Source organism: Methylobacterium segetis (assembly GCF_004348265.1).
Classification (GTDB): domain Bacteria; phylum Pseudomonadota; class Alphaproteobacteria; order Rhizobiales; family Beijerinckiaceae; genus Methylobacterium; species Methylobacterium segetis.
Map to the genome: position 1 here is coordinate 41,910 of NZ_SMNT01000021.1, position 18,886 is coordinate 60,795.

Annotated in this window: 17 protein-coding genes and 1 pseudogene; 13 read left to right on the forward strand and 5 right to left on the reverse strand. The window is 68.4% G+C overall.

From position 1 onward, the window contains the following. Positions 1–253: 253 nt before the first annotated feature. Positions 254–1,501, forward strand: coding sequence for a methyl-accepting chemotaxis protein (locus tag E1J50_RS07760; RefSeq protein WP_132252155.1), 1,248 nt, complete (start codon positions 254–256; stop codon positions 1,499–1,501). 87 nt (positions 1,502–1,588) lie between these two features. On the opposite strand, the gene E1J50_RS07765 is transcribed toward E1J50_RS07760, so the two are convergent. The 3 genes from E1J50_RS07765 to E1J50_RS07775 all read right to left on the reverse strand — a co-directional run bounded on the left by E1J50_RS07765 (position 1,589) and on the right by E1J50_RS07775 (position 4,366). Further along, entirely contained in the window at positions 1,589–2,746 is a 1,158-nt protein-coding gene (locus tag E1J50_RS07765) for a pyridoxal phosphate-dependent aminotransferase (protein WP_132252157.1), read from the reverse strand. A gap of 103 nt (positions 2,747–2,849) precedes the next feature. After that, positions 2,850–4,097 (reverse strand): NAD(P)/FAD-dependent oxidoreductase, encoded by a 1,248-nt coding sequence (locus E1J50_RS07770; protein ID WP_132252159.1) that lies wholly within the window; start codon positions 4,095–4,097, stop codon positions 2,850–2,852. Beyond that, entirely contained in the window at positions 4,094–4,366 is a 273-nt protein-coding gene (locus E1J50_RS07775; RefSeq protein ID WP_245516474.1) for a c-type cytochrome, read from the reverse strand. Before E1J50_RS07775 ends, E1J50_RS07770 begins: the two co-directional genes overlap by 4 nt. Positions 4,367–4,560: 194 nt before the next feature. Here E1J50_RS07775 and E1J50_RS07780 point away from each other — a divergent pair, with 194 nt between their 5' ends. The 7 genes from E1J50_RS07780 (at position 4,561) to E1J50_RS07810 (ending at position 10,319) form a co-directional block, all read left to right on the forward strand. After that, complete coding sequence (locus E1J50_RS07780; protein WP_132252162.1) at positions 4,561–5,337, forward strand: DsbA family protein; 777 nt, start codon at positions 4,561–4,563, stop codon at positions 5,335–5,337. Positions 5,338–5,442: 105 nt separating this feature from the next. After that, entirely contained in the window at positions 5,443–5,907 is a 465-nt protein-coding gene (gene aroQ, locus E1J50_RS07785) for a type II 3-dehydroquinate dehydratase (protein ID WP_132252164.1), read from the forward strand. Positions 5,908–5,912: 5 nt separating this feature from the next. Beyond that, on the forward strand, positions 5,913–6,395 hold the full coding sequence (gene accB, locus E1J50_RS07790; protein WP_132252167.1) for an acetyl-CoA carboxylase biotin carboxyl carrier protein: 483 nt from the start codon (positions 5,913–5,915) through the stop codon (positions 6,393–6,395). 9 nt (positions 6,396–6,404) lie between these two features. Next, positions 6,405–7,757, forward strand: coding sequence for an acetyl-CoA carboxylase biotin carboxylase subunit (accC, locus tag E1J50_RS07795; protein WP_132252169.1), 1,353 nt, complete (start codon positions 6,405–6,407; stop codon positions 7,755–7,757). Between the two features lie 353 nt (positions 7,758–8,110). Continuing rightward, entirely contained in the window at positions 8,111–8,368 is a 258-nt protein-coding gene (locus tag E1J50_RS07800) for a hypothetical protein (protein WP_132252171.1), read from the forward strand. Positions 8,369–8,467: 99 nt separating this feature from the next. Beyond that, positions 8,468–9,151 carry a leucyl/phenylalanyl-tRNA--protein transferase gene (aat, locus tag E1J50_RS07805; protein ID WP_132252173.1) on the forward strand — a complete coding sequence of 228 codons (684 nt, stop codon included), beginning with the start codon at positions 8,468–8,470 and terminating at the stop codon, positions 9,149–9,151. A 148-nt stretch (positions 9,152–9,299) separates the two neighbouring features. Then, positions 9,300–10,319, forward strand: a complete 1,020-nt coding sequence (locus tag E1J50_RS07810) for a PAS domain-containing protein (protein ID WP_132252175.1) — start codon at positions 9,300–9,302, stop codon at positions 10,317–10,319. 6 nt (positions 10,320–10,325) lie between these two features. Here E1J50_RS07810 and E1J50_RS07815 read toward each other — a convergent pair whose 3' ends face one another. Both E1J50_RS07815 and E1J50_RS07820 read right to left on the reverse strand, forming a co-directional pair. Next, positions 10,326–10,994: a DUF2155 domain-containing protein gene (locus E1J50_RS07815; protein WP_132252177.1), complete on the reverse strand. Its 669-nt coding sequence runs from the start codon at positions 10,992–10,994 to the stop codon at positions 10,326–10,328. 89 nt (positions 10,995–11,083) lie between these two features. Then, complete coding sequence (locus tag E1J50_RS07820) at positions 11,084–11,500, reverse strand: NADH:ubiquinone oxidoreductase subunit NDUFA12 (protein ID WP_132252179.1); 417 nt, start codon at positions 11,498–11,500, stop codon at positions 11,084–11,086. 604 nt (positions 11,501–12,104) lie between these two features. Here E1J50_RS07820 and E1J50_RS07825 point away from each other — a divergent pair. From E1J50_RS07825 to E1J50_RS27980, 5 genes and pseudogenes are all read left to right on the forward strand, one after another. Beyond that, entirely contained in the window at positions 12,105–15,836 is a 3,732-nt protein-coding gene (locus E1J50_RS07825) for a vitamin B12-dependent ribonucleotide reductase (RefSeq protein ID WP_132252181.1), read from the forward strand. Between the two features lie 845 nt (positions 15,837–16,681). Continuing rightward, positions 16,682–17,281, forward strand: coding sequence for a phasin family protein (locus E1J50_RS07830; RefSeq protein ID WP_132252183.1), 600 nt, complete (start codon positions 16,682–16,684; stop codon positions 17,279–17,281). 129 nt (positions 17,282–17,410) lie between these two features. Continuing rightward, positions 17,411–17,656, forward strand: coding sequence for a hypothetical protein (locus E1J50_RS07835; RefSeq protein ID WP_132252185.1), 246 nt, complete (start codon positions 17,411–17,413; stop codon positions 17,654–17,656). A gap of 66 nt (positions 17,657–17,722) precedes the next feature. Next, on the forward strand, positions 17,723–18,697 hold the full coding sequence (locus E1J50_RS07840) for an alpha/beta fold hydrolase (protein ID WP_132252187.1): 975 nt from the start codon (positions 17,723–17,725) through the stop codon (positions 18,695–18,697). An 11-nt stretch (positions 18,698–18,708) separates the two neighbouring features. Further along, positions 18,709–18,886, forward strand: a pseudogene (locus tag E1J50_RS27980) (HAD family hydrolase); the annotation flags it as partial.

The following is an 18,886-nucleotide window of genomic DNA, read 5'->3' on the forward strand; positions in this document are numbered from 1 at the left end:
TTTCTCTTTTCGGTAACCTCTCTTCGTCCAAGTCGATACGGCGAACATTGTATTCAGCAACCGAATATCTCGCCGTCGCGACTTCGAGACAGGACGACGCAATCACCGGGAATCGCCTCATCCGGGATGGGACGACGGGCTCAAGACGACAGGAAATGACCTCCGCGCCCGGATGACCTTCCCGAAGGCTTAACGATCGCTTGAGCCTTTTCTGACCAATATGCCGGAGTATTTTCCGAGGGCCCGTCGTTCCATGCTCCGTCTCTTCCGCAATGCCGATGCACGGACGGACGTCCCGACGATGGCCCCGGCGCCTGCCGAACCCACCGCTCCTGTTGCCGCTCCGCCGCCGGCCCCTCCCGGCCCGGACCTTGACCTGCTCCGGCGTCAGGCCCGCGTCTCTGCGGCCGCCTCCGAGGCTGGGGTCTCGATCGGCTGGATCACCCACGACGCGGCCCAGGTCGCGGATCAGGCCCGCCTGATCGCGGCGGCGAGCGAGGAGGTCGCGGCCTCGACGAGCGAGGTCGCCGCCCGCTCCGCGACCTCCGCCGAGACCGCCGAGCGCGCCCGCGCCGGCATCGCGGAATGCGCCGTCGACATGCAGCAGGCCGGCGAGCGGATGCGCGTGATCGAGACCTGCACGACCGAGATCGGCGGCCGGCTCGACGCCTTCGCGGCGGCCGCCCGGCGGATCGAGGAGATGGCGAGCGCCATCGCCGCGATCTCCGCCCAGACCAACCTCCTGGCGCTCAACGCAACGATCGAGGCGGCGCGCGCCGGCGAGGCGGGCCGCGGCTTCGCTGTGGTGGCGGGCGAGGTCAAGGCGCTCTCCGCCCAGACGGCCAAGGCCACCGAAGAGATTCGGGCCCGGCTCACCTCGCTCCAGGGCGAACTCGCCTCTATGCAGGGCGCGGTCGATCAAAGCCGGGCCGCGGTGGCGGCGGGCTCCGACGTGATGGCGCGGGCCAATGCGCGGGTGGAGGCGGAGAGCGCGTCCGTCGCCGCCGCGGCCTCCGACATGCGCACGATGGCCGAGATCATGGACCAGCAGATCCAGGCGACGAGCGAGATCTCCTCGAACATCACCCGCATCGCTGCGGGCACGGACAAATCCCGCGGCGAGATCGCGGACGCGATCGGCAGCCTCCTGAAGCTGGAGGAAGCGAGCCGCGATCTCCTGGCCGGCGACGGGAGCGTCTCCGCGCGCCTCGCCCGCCTGCCCGCCGATTGCGCGACCTGGCGCCGTCACCTCGCCTCGGTGCTCGTGGGCCTGTCGCCGGCGAGCGAGGAAGCCACTGCCTGCCCCGGCCAGTCCGCGCCGCTGCCGCCTCAGGTGCAGGCCCATCTCGACGGGGCCCGCGCCCGCGCGGCCGAGATGGTCGCGAGCGTCCGCGCCTCGGATTGGGGCAAGGCCGCCGATGCCTTCCGGGCCTTCGAGGCGAAGCTCGGGGAAGCGGTGACGGAGGCGGAGGGCGCCGCGCTCCGCGCGCTGGCGGCCTGATCACACAGAATACGCCCGGCGCGGGGACGGCGGCAGCAACCCCGCTCGGCGCGTCGATATCCACGCAGACCTACCGCTCCGCTGCGGTCAGCGGCCGAGCCAGCCCTTGAGGCGAGCAACCGCCTCCCGGCACTCGGCTTCCGACCCCGCGAAGGAGAAGCGCACGTGGTGCGCGCCCTCGTTGGGGTCGAAATCGAGCCCCGGCGTGGCAGCCACGCCCGCCTCGTCGAGCATGCGCCGGCAGAAGCCGGAGGCGTCGTTGGTGAGGTTCGCGACGTCCGCGTAGAGATAGAAGGCGCCGTCCGCGGGATGGGTTCGGCCGAGGCCGAGGCCGGGAAAGGCGTCGAGCAGGATCGCGCGGTTGCGCGCGTAGCCGTCGCGCACGGCATCGAGTTCGTCCCGCGCGTCGAAGGCCGCGAGCGCCGCGACCTGCGACAGGTACGGCGCGGAGATGTAGAGGTTCTGCGCTAGGCGCTCGACGGCGCGCACGAGGCTGGGCGGCACCACCATCCAGCCGATGCGCCAGCCCGTCATGCAATGGTACTTCGAGAACGAGTTGATCACGACCGCCTGCGGATCGAATTGCAGGGCCGTGGCCGTCGGCACGCCGTAGCTGAGGCCGTGGTAGATCTCGTCCGAAATGAAGGGCAGTCCAAGCGCGCGCGCCGCCGCGCAGAGTTCAGCCAGCCGATCGGGCACGATCACGGTGCCGGACGGGTTGGCCGGGCTCATCACGAGCACGCCGGCAAGCGCGCCGGCCGCGTGGGTCGCCCGCAACCCGGCCGCGGTCGGGGCGAAGCGGTCCTCGTCGCGCAGCACCATCGGGGCGGGCACGAGGTCGAGGGCCGCGAGGATGCTGCGATAGGCCGGGTAGCCGGGCTGCGGCACCGCGACCCGCGCGCCCGCGTCGAACAGGCTGAGGAAGGCGAGGACGAAGCCGGCCGAGGAGCCGGTCGTGATCACGACCCGCTCCGGCTCAACGCCGACGCCATATTGCTCGCGGTAGTGACGCGCCACGCGCTCGCGCAGGGCGTGGAGGCCGAGCGCTTCCGTATAGGGCACGCGCCCGCTCCGGAGGACGGCCTCGGCCGCCGTGATCACCGGGCGCGGGGCGGCCGCCGAGGGCTGGCCGACCTCCATGTGAACAATCCCGGCCCCGGCCCGGTCCTTGGCGGCGGCAGCGGCCATGACGTCCATGGCGAGGAAGGGCGCGACGGCGGAGGCGCGGCGGGAGATCTCGGGCATCGGGTCCACTCGGGGTGCCGCGCAGGCGCGGCGGGCGCGGGCGCCGGAAAGGCCGCCCTGTTACCGGCTGCGCGGCGAGGCCTCAACATGGCACGCATCGCGCTCAGCCGAACATCTCCGCCGTGACGGCCTCGAACCACGCCTCGCCGTGGGCCGCCTCCTGGGCGCGCAGATTCTCCGGCGCGCCGACGGGAGAGATCCCGGCCGCCTCGGGGATCGCGACGAGGGTGTCCCACTCGATCCCGTAGACACCCGCGATCGAGACCGCGCGGCCCGGGGCGACGAGGCTGTAGCAGACGTTGACCAGTTTGGGCGGCGCTGGCGCCCGTCCCCGGAGGAGGTCGGCGACCGCCTGGGCACAGACCTTCGCCTGATCGTTCGCCGAGAAGGCCGATTTCGGCATCGCCCCTGGCATCGCCGCATCGCCGATCACGTGCACCCCGGAAACGCGCCGCGATTCGAAGCTCACGGGATCGACAGGGCACCAGCCGCCGGCATCGGTGAGGCCCGCGGCGCGGCAGATCTCTGGCGCCCGCTGGGGCGGGATCACGGAGGCTACCGAGGGTCGGAACGTGCCCGCCTCGGCGCGCAAGGTCATGGCGGAGGCATCGACCTCGGCGAGGCGGCCGCCGCGCGCCCTCGGCACGTACTCGAGATGCTGCGGATAGCGTGTCGCCCACGCCTCCTCGAAGAGCGGCTGCTTCGAGAACACGTCCTTGGCGTCGAGCAGGATCAGCTTCGAGCGCGGCTTGCGCGCCTTGAGATAATCCGCGATCAGGCTGGCCCGCTCGTAGGGCCCGGGCGGGCAGCGGTAGGGGTTGTCCGGCACCGTGAGCACGACGAGACCGCCATCCTCCATCGCTGCGAGGCGGCGGGCGAGGGTCTCCGTCTGCGGGCCGGCTTTCCAGGCATGCGGCATCATCTCGCTCGCGCTCGCGTCGTAGCCGGGAATCGCGTCGAGGCGGATCTCGATGCCGGGGGAAACGATGAGGCGGTCGTAGGCGAGGCTGTCGCCGCCCGCGAGACGAACCCGGCGCGCCGAGCCGTCGATCGCGACCGCGCGGTCGTGCACGACCCGGATCCCGGCCGCGGCGAGGCCGCCGTAGCCGAAGACCTGTGACGCCATCGGGCGCAGCCCCACGAGAACAGCATTGCTCAAGGGACAGGCATGATAGGTCCGCGCCGGCTCGACGAGGGTGACGCCGAGACCGAGCCGGCACAGCGCACGCGCGGCCGTCGCACCTCCGAAGCCGCCGCCGACGACCACGACATCCGGCCGGGCCCCGCCGAGCGCGGGGGCCGCGGCGAGAGCGGAGAGGCCGCCCAGTACGGTGCGGCGCGTCGCCGTCATCGCGGAGCGGCTTGCCCGAGATGCTCGGCGAGCGCCCGGATCTCCTCCCGGGAAAACCCCTTGGCGAGATAGGGCATCACCGTGCCGGTCCTCGTCCCGGTGCGATAGGCGTCGAGCGCTTCGGCGATCTGGTCCGGCGTCCGGTTGCGGAGGCAGGGCGGAGCCGCCGGGACGGGCCCGCATGCGGCATGGCAGACGGCACAGGACGAGGCGCCCGGTGGTGGGACATCGTCGGCGACGGCGGGCGCGCCGACCAGACAGAGAAGCACGACGCGCGCGGATCTCGACCCAACTGACAGCGGCACGCCCCTCCTCCGACCTACTACTTGGTAGGCGCACCATCGTCACGGGGCAAGCCGCCGCCAGTCGCGAATTGACCGGCCGCCGTGAAAACGCCTAACCCCGTGGCTACCGACCCGTTGCTGCCCGGCATCGGCCGGCCCGTGCCGACCCGCGAGGTTTCATGCTCCGCCTTCCCTTGATCTCCGCCCTCGCTCTGACTCTCGCCCTCGGCGCGCTGCCCGCTGCCGCGCAGACGGCGGAGACCTCGCCCTTCACGGACGCGCAGCGCAGCGCCATCGAGGCGATCATCAAGGATTACCTCGTCAAGAATCCGGACGTGCTGCAGGAGGCGATCGCGGAGGGCGAGAAGCGGCAGCTCGAGACGCAGCGTCTGGCGCAGGCGGCCGCCCTCAAGGAATCCCGCGAGGCTCTCCTGAACGGACCGCACGACGTCGTCGCCGGCAACCCGAACGGCGACGTCACGCTGGTCGAGTTCTTCGACTACAATTGCGGCTATTGCCGCAAGGCGCTCGGCGACGTGCAGGCGCTGATCAAGAGCGATCCGAAGCTGCGGGTCGTCATCAAGGATTTCCCCGTCCTCGGCGCTGAATCGCTTGAGGCCAGCCAGATGGCGGTGGCCGCGAAGCAGCAGATCAAGGGCGAGAAGCTGTTCGAGTTCCACCAGAAGCTGCTCGAGTCGAAGGGCCGCGTGAACGGAGCCCGCGCCCTGCAGGTCGCCAAGGACATGGGCCTCGACACGGCGAAGCTCCAGAAAGACGCGCAGGGTCCGGAGGTGAAGGCGGCGTTGAGCGAGAACCGGGGCCTCGGCGACAAGCTCGGCCTCTCCGGAACGCCGGCCTTCATCATCGGCGACGAGATCATCCCGGGTGCCGTGGGAGCGGACCCGATCCGCAAGACGATCAGCGATGTCCGGCAATGCGGCCACGCGAGTTGCTGACGGCGGCCGCGCCGTGAGCGGGCGGGCGGCCCTTGTCGCGGGCGAGGCCCATCGTCTAAGAGCGGCCGACCTCGCGCCAGCCCGCGCGGCCCCCGGATCTCTTCCATGATCTCGATCCACGTCCTGAACGGGCCGAATCTGAATCTGCTGGGCCGCCGAGAGCCCGGCATCTACGGCACCGCGACGCTTGCGGACATCGAGCGGGACCTGACGGCCCGGGCCGAGGCTCTCGCCGTCGCGCTCACCGTCCGGCAGACCAATCACGAGGGCGAACTCGTCGGCTTCGTGCAGGAAGCGGGGCTCGCGGGCGCCGGCGTCCTGATCAACGCCGCCGCCTACACGCACACCTCCGTGGCCCTGCGCGACGCGATCAGCGGCAGCAGCGTGCTCGCCGTCGAGATCCACCTCTCCAACGTGCACGCCCGCGAGAGCTTTCGCCACGTCTCGCTGATCGCACCTGTCTGCGCGGGCGTGATCTGCGGCTTCGGCCCGATGAGCTACCGCCTCGGCCTCGACGCGCTGGCCGCGCTGATGGCCGGCCGCATCCCGACTCCCGCTTCCGAAGACTAGAGCCGATGCCCAAGCAAGATTCCATCGATCCCGAACTCGTGCGCGAACTCGCCAACCTCGTCACCGAGACGGGGCTGACCGAGATCGAGGTGGAGAAGGGCGACCTGCGCATCCGCGTGGTGCGCCGCCTGGAACCGGTGAGCGTGCAGGTCGCGGCGCCGGTCGCCGCTCCTCTTCCGATGGCGGCGGTGAGCGCGCCCGCGGTCCCGGCGCCGGGTCCTGCTGCCGAGAAGGGCAAGGCGGGGGCGAGCCATCCGGGAGCGATCCTCTCGCCGATGGTCGGCACCGCCTATCGTCGTGCGTCGCCCGAGGCCAAGGTCTTCGTCGAGGTCGGCTCGCAGGTTGCCGCCGGCGAGAAGCTCCTCCTCGTGGAGGCCATGAAGACCTTCAACGAGATCGTCGCGCCCCGGGCCGGCACGGTCACCGCCATCTTCATCGAGGACGGGCAGCCGGTGGAGTTCGGCGAGCCCCTTCTGGTGATCGAGTAGGCGCGGTCCATGTTCGACAAGATCCTGATCGCCAATCGCGGCGAGATCGCGCTGCGCATCCTGCGGGCCGCCAAGGAACTCGGGATCGCGACCGTGGCGGTGCATTCAACCGCCGATGCCGACGCCATGCACGTGCGCCTCGCCGACGAGAGCGTCTGCATCGGTCCGCCCTCGGCCCGCGAGAGCTACCTCAACATCCCCTCGATCATCGCGGCCTGCGAGATCACGGGCGCGGATGCGGTGCATCCGGGCTACGGCTTCCTCTCGGAGAATGCCCGCTTCGCCGACGTGCTCGCCCACCACAATATCGGCTTCATCGGGCCGAAGGCCGACCACATCCGGGTGATGGGCGACAAGATCGAGGCGAAGCGCACGGCCAAGCGCCTCGGCATCCCTTGCGTGCCGGGCTCCGAGGGCGGGATCGAGGACGCGGACGAGGCCAAGCGCGTCGCCGCCGAGATCGGCTATCCCGTTCTCGTCAAGGCCGCCTCCGGCGGCGGCGGCCGCGGCATGAAGGTGGCGCGGACGGAAGCGGACTTGGAGCAGGCCATCGGGATGGCGCGCTCCGAGGCCAAAGCCGCCTTCGGCGACGATGCGGTCTACCTCGAGAAGTACCTGGAGAAGCCGCGCCACATCGAGGTGCAGGTGCTCGGCGACGGGCACGGCGGGGCCGTGCACCTGGCCGAGCGTGACTGCTCCCTGCAGCGCCGCCATCAGAAGGTCTGGGAGGAAGGCGGTTCGCCCGCCCTCAACGACGCGATGCGCGCCGAGATCGGGAGCATCTGCGCCAAGGCCATGCAGGAGCTCGGCTATCTCGGCGCCGGCACGATCGAGTTCCTCTACGAGGAGGGCCGCTTTTACTTCATCGAGATGAACACGCGCATTCAGGTTGAGCATCCGGTGACCGAGATGATCACCGGCATCGACCTCGTGATCGAGCAGATCCGCGTGGCGGCCGGAAGCGCCCTCTCCGTGGCGCAGGGCGACATCCGCGTCGAGGGCCACGCCATCGAGTGCCGGATCAACGCCGAGCACCCGGCGACCTTCCGCCCCTCCCCCGGCCTGATCACATACTACCATCCGCCGGGCGGCCTCGGCGTACGCGTAGATTCGGCCGCGTTCCAGGGCTACCGGATTCCGCCCAACTACGATTCGCTGATCGGCAAGCTGATCGTCCACGGCCGCACCCGCAACGAGTGCCTGATGCGGCTTCGCCGCGCCCTTGACGAGTTCGTGGTCGATGGCGTGGACACCACCCTGCCCTTGTTCCGCACGCTGGTCCGCAACGCGGACGTGCAAAACGGCCTCTACGATATCCACTGGCTCGAGGGCTTCCTGGCCCAGGGCGGCTTCGACGGCTGAAGCTCACTTCCGGCGCCGCCCATGTCTGCTGCGTCGCCCTGTGTGGTGGCGCACCAGTCGGAAGCCGACGCGACACCGCATTGCACAAACCGGTAGTCGCAATCCGATCGGATAAATCTTCTCACGGTTGTGATCAGGCGAGGATTTCGTCTGCGAGGTGCCACGCCATGGGAGTGCGCCTGTCTCCGGGCAACCCCGAGATCCGCGACCTTTCGTCGGCTCAGCGAGGGCCGGAACGCGAGCGCCGCAGGACGCTTCATCCCGCAACCAGGTCGGGACGGTGGTGAGCAAGCCTCAACCGAAGCCCCGGACCGGCAAACCCCTCGCCCATTCCTCGTATCGAGACGACAGCCATGCGCACCCTCGCCCTCGCCCTCCTTGCCGCCACGCTCACCGCCGGCACCGCGTCCGCCCAGGTTCTCACCGGCCCTGCCGTTCCGCAGGGTGAGTTCGCCCCCTACGCCTATGACGGGCGCCTCGTCGGCAACGTCGTGAACACGGCGCCAAACCGCCAGGCGATCTTCGAGGATTCCGCCAAGGGCGGCAACGCCGAGCAGACGAACCGGCGCGTCCCGAATCTCGGCACGACCTCGGGCGGCCCGATCTTCTGATCACCCGAATCGGTAAAAGCGCGGCGGAGCTTCGGCTCCGCCGTTTTCGTCACCACAAGCCTCTGGTCTTCCGCGCGCCGCCGCGCCAGACTCAACCCCATGCACGACGGCGCCCGTGTGGAGATCACTCCCGAGATCCTGCTCAAGGCTTACGCGGCGGGCATTTTCCCGATGGCGGAGGACGCGAGCGACCCGACCCTCTACTGGGTCGAGCCGCGCGCACGCGGCGTGCTTCCGCTGGACGGCTTCCGGGTCTCGCGTCGCCTCGCGCGCACCGTCCGATCCGACCTGTTCGAGGTCCGCAGCGATTCGGATTTCGACGGCATCATCGCGGGTTGCGCCGCACCACGGCGGGACAGCGAGCGGACCTGGATCAACCGGCGCATCCGCGACCTCTACGGCGCCCTGTTCGACCAGGGCTACGCGCACACGATCGAGGTCTATGCGGGCAGCCCCCGTCGGCTCGTGGGCGGGCTCTACGGGGTCTCCCTCGGGGCCGCCTTCTTCGGCGAGAGCATGTTCCACGAGGTGCGCGACGCCTCGAAGGTCGCGCTTGTCCACTTGATGGCGCGCCTGCGCCGCGGAGGCTACCGCCTCGCCGACACCCAGTTCGTCACCGACCATCTCGCACAGTTCGGGGCGCACGAATTGCCGCGCCATGTCTACAAGCGCCTGCTCGGCGATGCGCTCGCGGCCCGCGCGAACTGGGATGTCTGGCCGAGTAACGGCAGCGTCAACGGGGCCGACGCCCTCGCCGCCCTCGGACTCGACCGCAACACCTGAGGGACGGCCCGGAGCTGGGCGCCGGATTACTACTCTAAGTAATTATTGAGCCGTCCACCGCGCCGCGGATATAGAGCGCTATCCTTCGTCGACGCCGAAACCGACCGCGCACCGTGACGCACCTTCCCCGCGCGAGCGCGCGCCCGCGATGAATGCCGCCGACCTCGCCTTCTCGCCCGAGGAATACCTGCGCCTCATCGAGAGCCTCGGGCTGACCGGCACCTGGACCTGGACCTTCGCGACGAACGAGCAGACTTGGTCGCCCGGCCTCTACCGGATCCTCGGCATGGAACCGAGCCTCGTCAGGCCGAGCTACGACCTGTTCCGCAGCCTCGTTCATCCGGAAGACCGGTCGATGCTGGAGAGCGTCGTCGAGGTGATGCATCTCGGCTGCCTGACGGACCATACGGTTCGCGTTCAGCGGCCCGACGGCGGATCGCGCACCCTGTCCTGCCGCGGCGAGGTGCTGTTCTCGCCGGACGGCCGCCCGCGCTCGGCCAGCGGCTTCGTCCTCGACATCACGAACCCCGACCGGCTGGCGCGGGCGCAGGCCGCGGAGCGGCAGCGTCGCTGGGCGCTTTTCGAGCAGACCGGCTCGTTCCAGTTCACGCTCAGCGTCGACGGCGTGTTCCATTTCCCGAAGGAGCTCTTCGCGCTCACGGGCCTGACGGCGGCGGACATCGCCGAGGACGCCTTCGTCACGATCTGCCGGGAGGAGCGGGAGCACTGGCGCGGGCTGAGCCTGGAGGCCCGCGGGGCGGGCCTCGCCCACTCGTCGAGCCCGCTCGCGCCGCTGGCGGGCGGCGGCTCCGCCCGATTCCGGGTCGTGACGGTGCCGGTTCGGAGCGACCTCGGCCTCATCAAGGAGTGGAGCAGCATCACCGTGCCGGTCGACACGAACGCTTTCCGGGCCTCGGATTCGGCGCTGGAGGGATTGGAGCAGGCCGTGTGCGGCGCCCATATCCGGGCGGCTCGCGCGCTCCTCAACTGGTCGATGGCCGATCTCGCCCGGGCGAGCGGCGTCTCCTTCCACACGATCCGCCGGATCGAGGAGGACGCGCCCGGCATCCTCGCCCAGACCCGCCACCTCGCCATCGCGGCGCTTCGGCGGGGCGGAATCCGCTTCGTCTTCCTCGACGATGGGTCGATCGCGACCGCGCGGGTGTGAGCGCCTCTAGCGGAACAGCGCGTCGAACAGCGATTGGGGCTGCTGCTGCGGCGCCGCGGCAGGCCCCTCATTCGACGGGAAGAACTTGCGCGAGGGCTTCTGGCGCGGCTGCACCGGCACGCCGCGCGGCGCCTCGACGTCGACCTGGCCGGCCGAGTTCACCTGCTGGGCGGTGCGGGTCGGATCCTTGTCGCGGTTGCGCTTCGGCTTCTCGGGCTTCGAGGCGAGCGCGGGCACGTCCTCCTGCTCCTTCGCCTCGGCGATCAGGTCGGTCCCGCCCTTACAATCGACGAGCCAGACATCGTAGATCGGATGCTCGATCGCGTGCAGGCCGGGGCTCGCCGCGAACATCCAGCCCGTGAAGATGCGGCGGTACTTATTGTCGAGGGTGACCTCGTCGACCTCGAGGAATCCGGTGGTCTTGGCGCTCTCGGTCGGCGGCCGCGTGTAGCAGACCCGCGGCGTGAGCTGCAGGGCGCCGAACTGCACCGTCTCGTCCACCGCCACCTCGAAGGAAACGATGCGGCCGGTGATCTTGTCGAGGCCGGAGAAGACTGCGGTCGGGTTCTTGATCTTGTCGGCGGAGGCCGGGAGCGCGCAGATCCCGAGGGCCAGCGTGGCGAGGACGGTTCGGCCGAGCGCGGCGCGCGCGAGACGTGCGGTGATGCGGCTCAAGGCTCGCCCCTCTCGAATGGACGGCGCGCCGGCGGCGGGCGCGTCCGGCCATCAATACCCGAACGGTGGTGGAAAAAGGGCGGTCCGGCTCAGTCGCCCGGCGTCCAGGGCACGTAGTCGCCGGTCGCGGCGGGGCGCTGCCCCCAGGAGAGCTGCGAGCCCTTCGGCCGGTAGGCCGCCGCCGTCCCCGTGAGGTTCTCCTCGTAGGGCTTCTGCCACTCGCGCGGGCGGTAGCCGTCCTCGCTCGGGGGCACGTCGCCGTTGTGGCAGAGCCAGGCGCGCCAGCCCGGAGGCACGCGCGAAGCGTCCGCGTAGCCGTTATAAACGACCCAGCGCCGCTCGGAGCCGACCGAGGCGTCGATCAGCGGTCCCTGGGCCCGGTAGTAGGTGTTGCCCAATTCGTCGGTGCCGACGAACTGGCCGCTGCGGGCCGTGTAGAAGGCGAGCGACATGGTCTGCCCGTTCCACCACGTGAAGATCCGCAGCAGCGTGTCCTTGAGAGCCATCGGCGTCCTCGCGTCCCGCGGCCGGTGGCGGCCGGCCGCGCCTGTCGTCCGCCTTATGCTGAGAGGGTCCGCGCAAGTCCAGCCCGCAGAGGGTCGCGCCGGTGCGGAGAGGCCGCGCGAGGGACGGCATCCGCGCGGCTCCTCGCGCACGGCCGGTCGCCTCCAACCTCCGGGTGTCGCATTTGAGGCACGCTATCCCCGCTATCCGCCCCCCGATACGCCGACGAGGCGGTCCCCGAGGCCCATCGGGCTCTCACGCCCTGTGGACGCAAAAAAATTCCGGCGCGAATCCCGAAGGCCAAAAGCGGACTTAGCGGCGGCCTCCGGATATCCACAACTTTTGGTTCGCCACCACAACATCTAGCGAGGAACATAGCCGCCAAACACCAGTTGTTGACGTGATGGCCGCCCGGGCATTAATGTTCGGGTCACGGTTCGGGAGCGGCCGCCGCGTGGTTCGCGCCCTCTCGGAAGCGTCATCGTCATGTTCAGCGGCCTGGAGCGCATCGTCGATGCGGCCGGAGTCGGCACCCATTGATCGGGCATACGTCCCGCGCAGCGTCGCGGGCCGAGACCTCGTGTCTCGTCGGGAGAGGTGTGTTTCATGCGGTTCGAGCGGCGCTACACCACGTCGGGTCAGTCACCCTACGCGGCGATTCCCTTCCGGAAGGCCCTGAGCGAGATCCGCAATCCCGACGGATCGGTCGTGTTCCGGCTGGAGGGCATCAGCGTGCCCGAGAGCTGGAGCCAGGTCGCCGCCGACGTTCTGGCTCAGAAGTACTTCCGCAAGGCCGGCGTCCCGGCCCGGCTCAGGAAGGTCGAGGAGAACGACGTCCCGAGCTTCCTCTGGCGCTCCGTTCCCGACGAGGCGGCCCTCGCCGAGCTTCCCGAGGAGGAGCGCACCGGCTCCGAGATTTCGGCGACCCAGGTCTTCGACCGGCTCGCCGGCTGCTGGACCTACTGGGGCTGGAAGGGCGGCTACTTCTCCTCCGAGGAGGATGCCTCCGCCTTCCTCGACGAGTTGCGCTTCATGCTGGCTCGCCAGATGGTGGCGCCGAACTCCCCGCAATGGTTCAACACGGGCCTGCACTGGGCCTACGGCATCGACGGTCCGGGCCAGGGCCACTATTACTGCGACTGGAAGACGGGCGAGCTGACGCGCTCCACGAGCGCCTACGAGCACCCGCAGCCGCATGCCTGCTTCATCCAGTCGGTGCAGGACGACCTCGTCAACGAGGGCGGCATCATGGACCTTTGGGTGCGCGAGGCGCGCCTGTTCAAGTACGGCTCCGGCACCGGCTCGAACTTCTCGATGCTGCGCGGGGAGAACGAGAAGCTCGGCGGCGGCGGCAAATCCTCCGGGCTGATGAGCTTCCTGCGCATCGGCGATCGCGCGGCGGGCGCCATCAAGTCCGGCGGCACCACGCGGCGCGCCGCCAAGATGGTGATCGTCGACATCGATCACCCGGACATCGAATCCTACATCGACTGGAAGGTGAAGGAGGAGCAGAAGGTCGCCGCCCTGGTGACCGGCTCCAAGGTCGTCTCGAAGCACCTCCAGGCCGTGATGAAGGCCTGCACCCAGTGCGAGGCGGAAGGCGACGCTTGCTTCGATCCCGAGCGCAACCCGGCCCTCAAGCGCGAGGTGAAGGCCGCCCGCAGGGCGATGGTGCCGGACGCCTACATCAAGCGCGTGATGCAGTTCGCCCGCCAGGGCTTCACCAAGATCGAGTTCCCGATCTACGACACCGATTGGGATTCGGAGGCGTATCTCACGGTCGCGGGCCAGAATTCCAACAACTCGGTCTCGCTCACCGATGACTTCCTGCGCGCCGTGGAATCGGATGGCGACTGGAACCTCACCGCCCGCACCACCGGCAAGGTGACGAAGACGCTGAAGGCCCGCGACCTCTGGGAGCGGATCGGCGAGGCGGCCTGGGCCTCGGCCGACCCGGGGCTGCACTTCAACACCACGATGAACGACTGGCACACCTGCCCGGCGGGCGGGCGGATCCGGGCCTCGAACCCGTGCTCCGAGTACATGTTCCTCGACGACACCGCCTGCAACCTCGCCTCGGCGAACCTGCTGACGATGTACGACCGTGAGGCCAAGCACTTCGACGTGGCCGCCTTCGAGCACCTGAACCGGCTCTGGACGGTGGTGCTCGAGATCTCGGTGATGATGGCGCAATTCCCCTCGCGCGAGATCGCGGAGCTGTCCTACCGCTACCGGACGCTCGGCCTCGGCTACGCGAATATCGGCGGCCTGCTGATGACGATGGGCCTGCCCTACGATTCGGAGGCGGGGCGCGCGCTCGCCGGTGCCCTCAGCGCGATCATGACGGGCACCGCCTACGCCACCTCCGCCGAGATGGCGGCGGAACTCGGCACCTTCTCGGAATATCCCGAGAATGCCGACGCGATGCTGCGGGTGATCCGCAACCACCGCCGCGCCGCGCACGGCGAGGCCGAGGGCTACGAGTTCCTCAGCATCAACCCCGTGCCGCTCGACCACGCCAACGTGCCGCAGGCCGACGTCGCGGAGCGCGCCAAGGCGGTGTGGGACCGCGCCCTCGAACTCGGCGAGGAGCACGGCTACCGCAACGCGCAGGCGACGGTGATCGCGCCGACCGGCACGATCGGCCTGGTGATGGATTGCGACACGACCGGCATCGAGCCCGATTTCGCGCTCGTGAAGTTCAAGAAGCTCGCCGGCGGCGGCTACTTCAAGATCATCAACCGCGCCGTGCCTGACGCCCTTCGGGCGCTCGGATACCGGGAATCGGAGATCGCCGAGATCGAGGCCTACGCGGTCGGCCACGGATCGATGGGCCAGGCGCCGGCGATCAATCCGGGCAGCCTGCGCGCCAAGGGCTTCACGGACGAGAAGATCGCGGCCGTCGAGGCGGGCCTGAAATCGGCCTTCGACATCAAGTTCGTCTTCAACCGCTGGACGCTCGGCGACGACTTCCTGAAGGACGTCCTCAAGGTGCCGGCCGACAGGCTCGTCGATCCGGCCTTCGAGCTCCTGCCCTTCCTCGGCTATTCAAAGAAGGACATCGAGGTGGCCAACACCCATGTCTGCGGGGCGATGACCCTGGAGGGCGCGCCGCACCTCCGCCGCGAGCACTACGCCGTGTTCGACTGCGCCAATCCCTGCGGCCGCATCGGCAAGCGCTACCTCTCGGTCGAGAGCCACATCCGGATGATGGCGGCGGCTCAGCCCTTCATCTCGGGCGCGATCTCCAAGACCATCAACATGCCGAACGACGCCACGGTCGAGGATTGCAAGGAGGCCTACAAGCTCTCCTGGACGCTGGCGCTCAAGGCCAACGCCCTCTACCGTGACGGATCGAAGCTCTCGCAGCCCCTGAACGCCGCGCTCATCGCCGACGAGGACGACGAGGCCGAGGACGCGCTCGAAGCGATCATCCAGGCGCCGGCCGCCGCCAAGGCGGCGCAGGTGGCGGAGAAGATCGTCGAGCGGGTGATCGAGCGCGTCGAGCGCATCCGGTCGCGCGAGAAGCTGCCCCATCGCCGCAAGGGCTACACCCAGAAGGCGGTCGTCGGCGGGCACAAAGTGTATCTCCGCACCGGCGAGTACGATGACGGGCGCCTCGGCGAGATCTTCATCGACATGCACAAGGAGGGCGCCGCCTTCCGGAGCCTGATGAACAACTTCGCCATCGCGATCTCGCTCGGCCTGCAGTACGGCGTGCCGCTGGAAGAGTATGTCGAGGCCTTCACCTTCACCCGCTTCGAGCCGGCGGGCTTCGTGCAGGGCAACGACGCGATCAAGAACGCGACCTCGATCCTCGACTACGTGTTCCGCGAGCTCGCGATCTCCTACCTCGCCCGGATGGACCTCGCCCATGTCGACCCGTCCGAGATCGGCAGCACCGTGCTCGGCGGCGGCGTCGGCCAGGACCGGCCGGACGACAAGCCCGCGGTGTCGCAGGTCGTCTCCCGCGGTCTGCTGCGTGGCTCGGCCGACCGGCTCACCCTGATCCAGGGCGGCCCGGCCGGCGCGACCCTCGGAGTCGGCGGCGGCCAGTCCGGCCTGACGGCGCCGGCGGGCGGCGTGGTCCACGCAATGCGCGGCGCGACCGCGCTGAAGGTGGAACCGGCGGAGGCGGGCAAGGCCGAGACGATCGCGGACGCCCTCCCCTTCTCAAAGCCCGAGACGGCCGAGCGCAGCGTCGCCGACCGTCGCGCCGAGGCGAAGATGAAGGGTTATGTCGGCGAGGCCTGCCCGGAATGTGCGAACTTCACGCTCGTGCGCAACGGGACCTGCCTGAAGTGCGACACCTGCGGAAGTACAACCGGGTGCAGTTGAGTATGCCGACTTGATGTGACCTGAAGACGATGGGGAAGTTTGGTCGCAAAGACGGGATGTTTGGTAGCACGCGGCAGGGAAGTTCGGTCGCAAGCTCATCTTGAGGGCTCGCGGGTGAGAGAAAAATCCGGGCGGCCGATCCTTCGGCCGCCCGGATGGCAAGAGGAACAAAAGAGGGACGAGGGCCGCCACGCACGCAGGGTTCTCCGCCTGCCGCAGGGCAAAGGCGATCTGTTCGTTCGTGAAGCGTTTGCGAGGCATGGCAACCACCCTCAGGGTTCAGGATGATCGAAAACCTTGCGCTCAACGCGAACCAGTTTCGCGGGTCAGGGGTAGGACCGACTGACCCTCGAGGCCAGGAAAAGGCGACATTCCGCTTCACGTGCAAAGCCGCAGATTTCGCCTCGCTTGCCTAGGCGCCTAAGCAGTTTCGGGTGTCCGGTGTTATCGCCGCAGCTGCACGAAGGAGTGCAGCGAGGTCGATCAATCTTGTTTGCTCATGTCAGACCGGCGCGGTGTCACTCTCGACGTGCAAGCCATGCTCCCGATGCGAGCCGCCGTTCTCCGTTGCCAGCGAGAGAGGCGATCGCTGCGGCTCCTTCGCAGGCAAATCCCGCTTTGTGCAACGCAATCAGAAGCTTACGCTTTGGCTCTGACGCTTGACGATATTCGTCAAAACGCAAATCTTCTCTAAATTCATCCCCAAGGCTTGAAAGCGAAATGAAAGCCACGACTTAGGTGCAGTGCAAAATGATCATGAATTCGCTTCGCAGCCTAAGGTGATTTTGCTTATCAAATTCGGAATAATCATTCCTAATTCATAATCTATAGGGAAGGAAGCAACGATGGCGTTCAACCAAAATCCCAACCAGACCAAGCAGGCCGAGCAGAGCGACAAGACTGCCGACACGGCCAAGGCGATCATCGATAGGTCCGCCGAGCAGAGCAAGCAGTTCGCCGAAGCCGCGCACGATGGCGTGAACAGGATGGCCGATCTACGTGAGCAGGCCACTGAGAATACCAAGAGAATCGTGCAGCGGAGCGTCGAGACGGCGTCTCAGCAAGCACGTGAGGCCACCGAGCGTTTCACGAAGACACTGGGCTTCACTGGCGAGGACAGCGAGCGTCTCGCGCGCCAGTCGAAGCAGAACCTGGAAGCAGTTGCACGCTGTGGCACGGTGCTGACCCAAGCCTTCCAAGACGCGTCGCGCCACTGGTTCGAGCTTGGTCAGCGGCAGTGGCAGCGCAACCTCGACGGGGTGAACAAGCTGACTCAGGCCAAGTCAGTTCAAGAGTTTGCGGCGATCCAGAGCGAGTTGGCCCGCGAGAGCCTGCAGCACATCGTTCAGGACAGCCGCTCGATCACGGAGACCTCGGCGCGCGCCGTCGAGGAGGCCGGCAAGGCGTTCGCCAGCGTCGCGCAGGCCCCGACGCTCGTTCGCTGAGGTGCACGGCATCTGAACCTGGGGCGTGCTCTCGGATTCATCACAAGCCAGAGGGGCGGTCGCTTTGGCCGCCCCTTCTCCTTTTCTCAGTCGCACGGGCTTCGGCGCCTCGCGGCGCGGAAGCACGCCATGTTCAACCCGTTTGCCGTCGCCCTGCTGACCCTAGAGGCTCAGAGGGTGGTCGAACTTCGGCTCATGAAGCTGGCCTGGGGTGGCTCTGAGGGTTGCGCCGAGGTCCAGCAGATGGTGAGCGAGAAAGTCTGCGCCTTCATCGAGGCGTCCGGCACGCTGATGATGGGCGGCTCCTGCGAGACAGTGGTCGCCCGCTACCGCGAGCATGTGGCCGCCAACACCAAGCGTCTGACTGCCGCCTAGCGCGGAATGCTCTCAACTTTGTCGCCTCCTCGGCAGAGGCCGTCCCCACGACACAAGGCTCACGTCATGACACAGCGCTCCAAGTCACGTAGCTGGCTGGTGCCAGCCCTGCTCGGATCCGCAGCAGCCCTTGGCGCCTCAGCGCTCTACGCTGTCTCGAAAGCACGTGAGGCGGAGCAGCGCCATCCGCCCATCGGCAGCTTCCTGACGGTCGATGGCGTGCGCCTGCATTACGTCGAGCGCGGGCAAGGCGAGCCCCTGCTGCTCATTCACGGCAACGGAACGATGATCCAGGATTACTTGGTCAGCGGCATCGTCGATGAACTTGCCGAGCGCTATCGTGTCATCATCATCGACCGCCCCGGCTACGGCTACAGTGAGCGACCTCGGGCGCTCTGGACACCGCGCGCGCATGCGACGCTGTTCCAGAAGGCGCTGCACCAGCTCGGTGTCTCGCAAGCCGTGGTGCTCGGGCATTCCTGGGGCAGCCTGGTCGCGGTCGCCCTCGCGCTGCAAGCCCCGCAGCTCGTGCGCGGTCTCGTGTTAGCCTCAGGCTACTACTATCCGACCTTACGCGCCGACGTGATCCTGTTCTCGCCACCGGCCATTCCCGTGCTGGGCGACGCGATGCGCTACACGATCTCACCCGTCATCTCCCGGCTCCTCTTGCCCGGCCTGATCAAGGCCATGTTCGCGCCGGCCTCAGTGCCGGACCGCTTCGACAGAGAGTTCCCGAAGGAGCTGATGTTGCGTCCCTCACAGCTGCGGGCCTCTGCCGAGGATGCCGCGATGATGACGCCGGTCACGATCGAGCTTCAGGAGCACTACCGTGAGCTGAAGCTGCCCGTCGTGATCGTCACGGGTGCGGATGATCAGATTGCGGATGTGGGACGCCAGTCGGAGCGGCTGCACGGCGAGATCGCGAACAGCGAGCTCATCGTCGTCCCGGGCATGGGGCACATGATCCATCACCTCGCGCCCGAACAGGTCGTCGCGGCTGTGGAGCTTGCCTCGAAGCACGCGCGCGCCGCGGCTGCGTGAGGAAGGGATCAATGCGTGTCGAGACCTGCGTGCTGTTCGATTTCAACGGCACGCTCGTCGACGACGTCTATCAGCACGTACCTGCTTGGAGCCAAGCGCTTAACCCGGGAGATCCCTTCGTCCGTGTGGCGGATCCACCGCAAGAGCGGCATAAGCGGCGGTCTCTTCACTGAACCAGCTTCCGCGGGA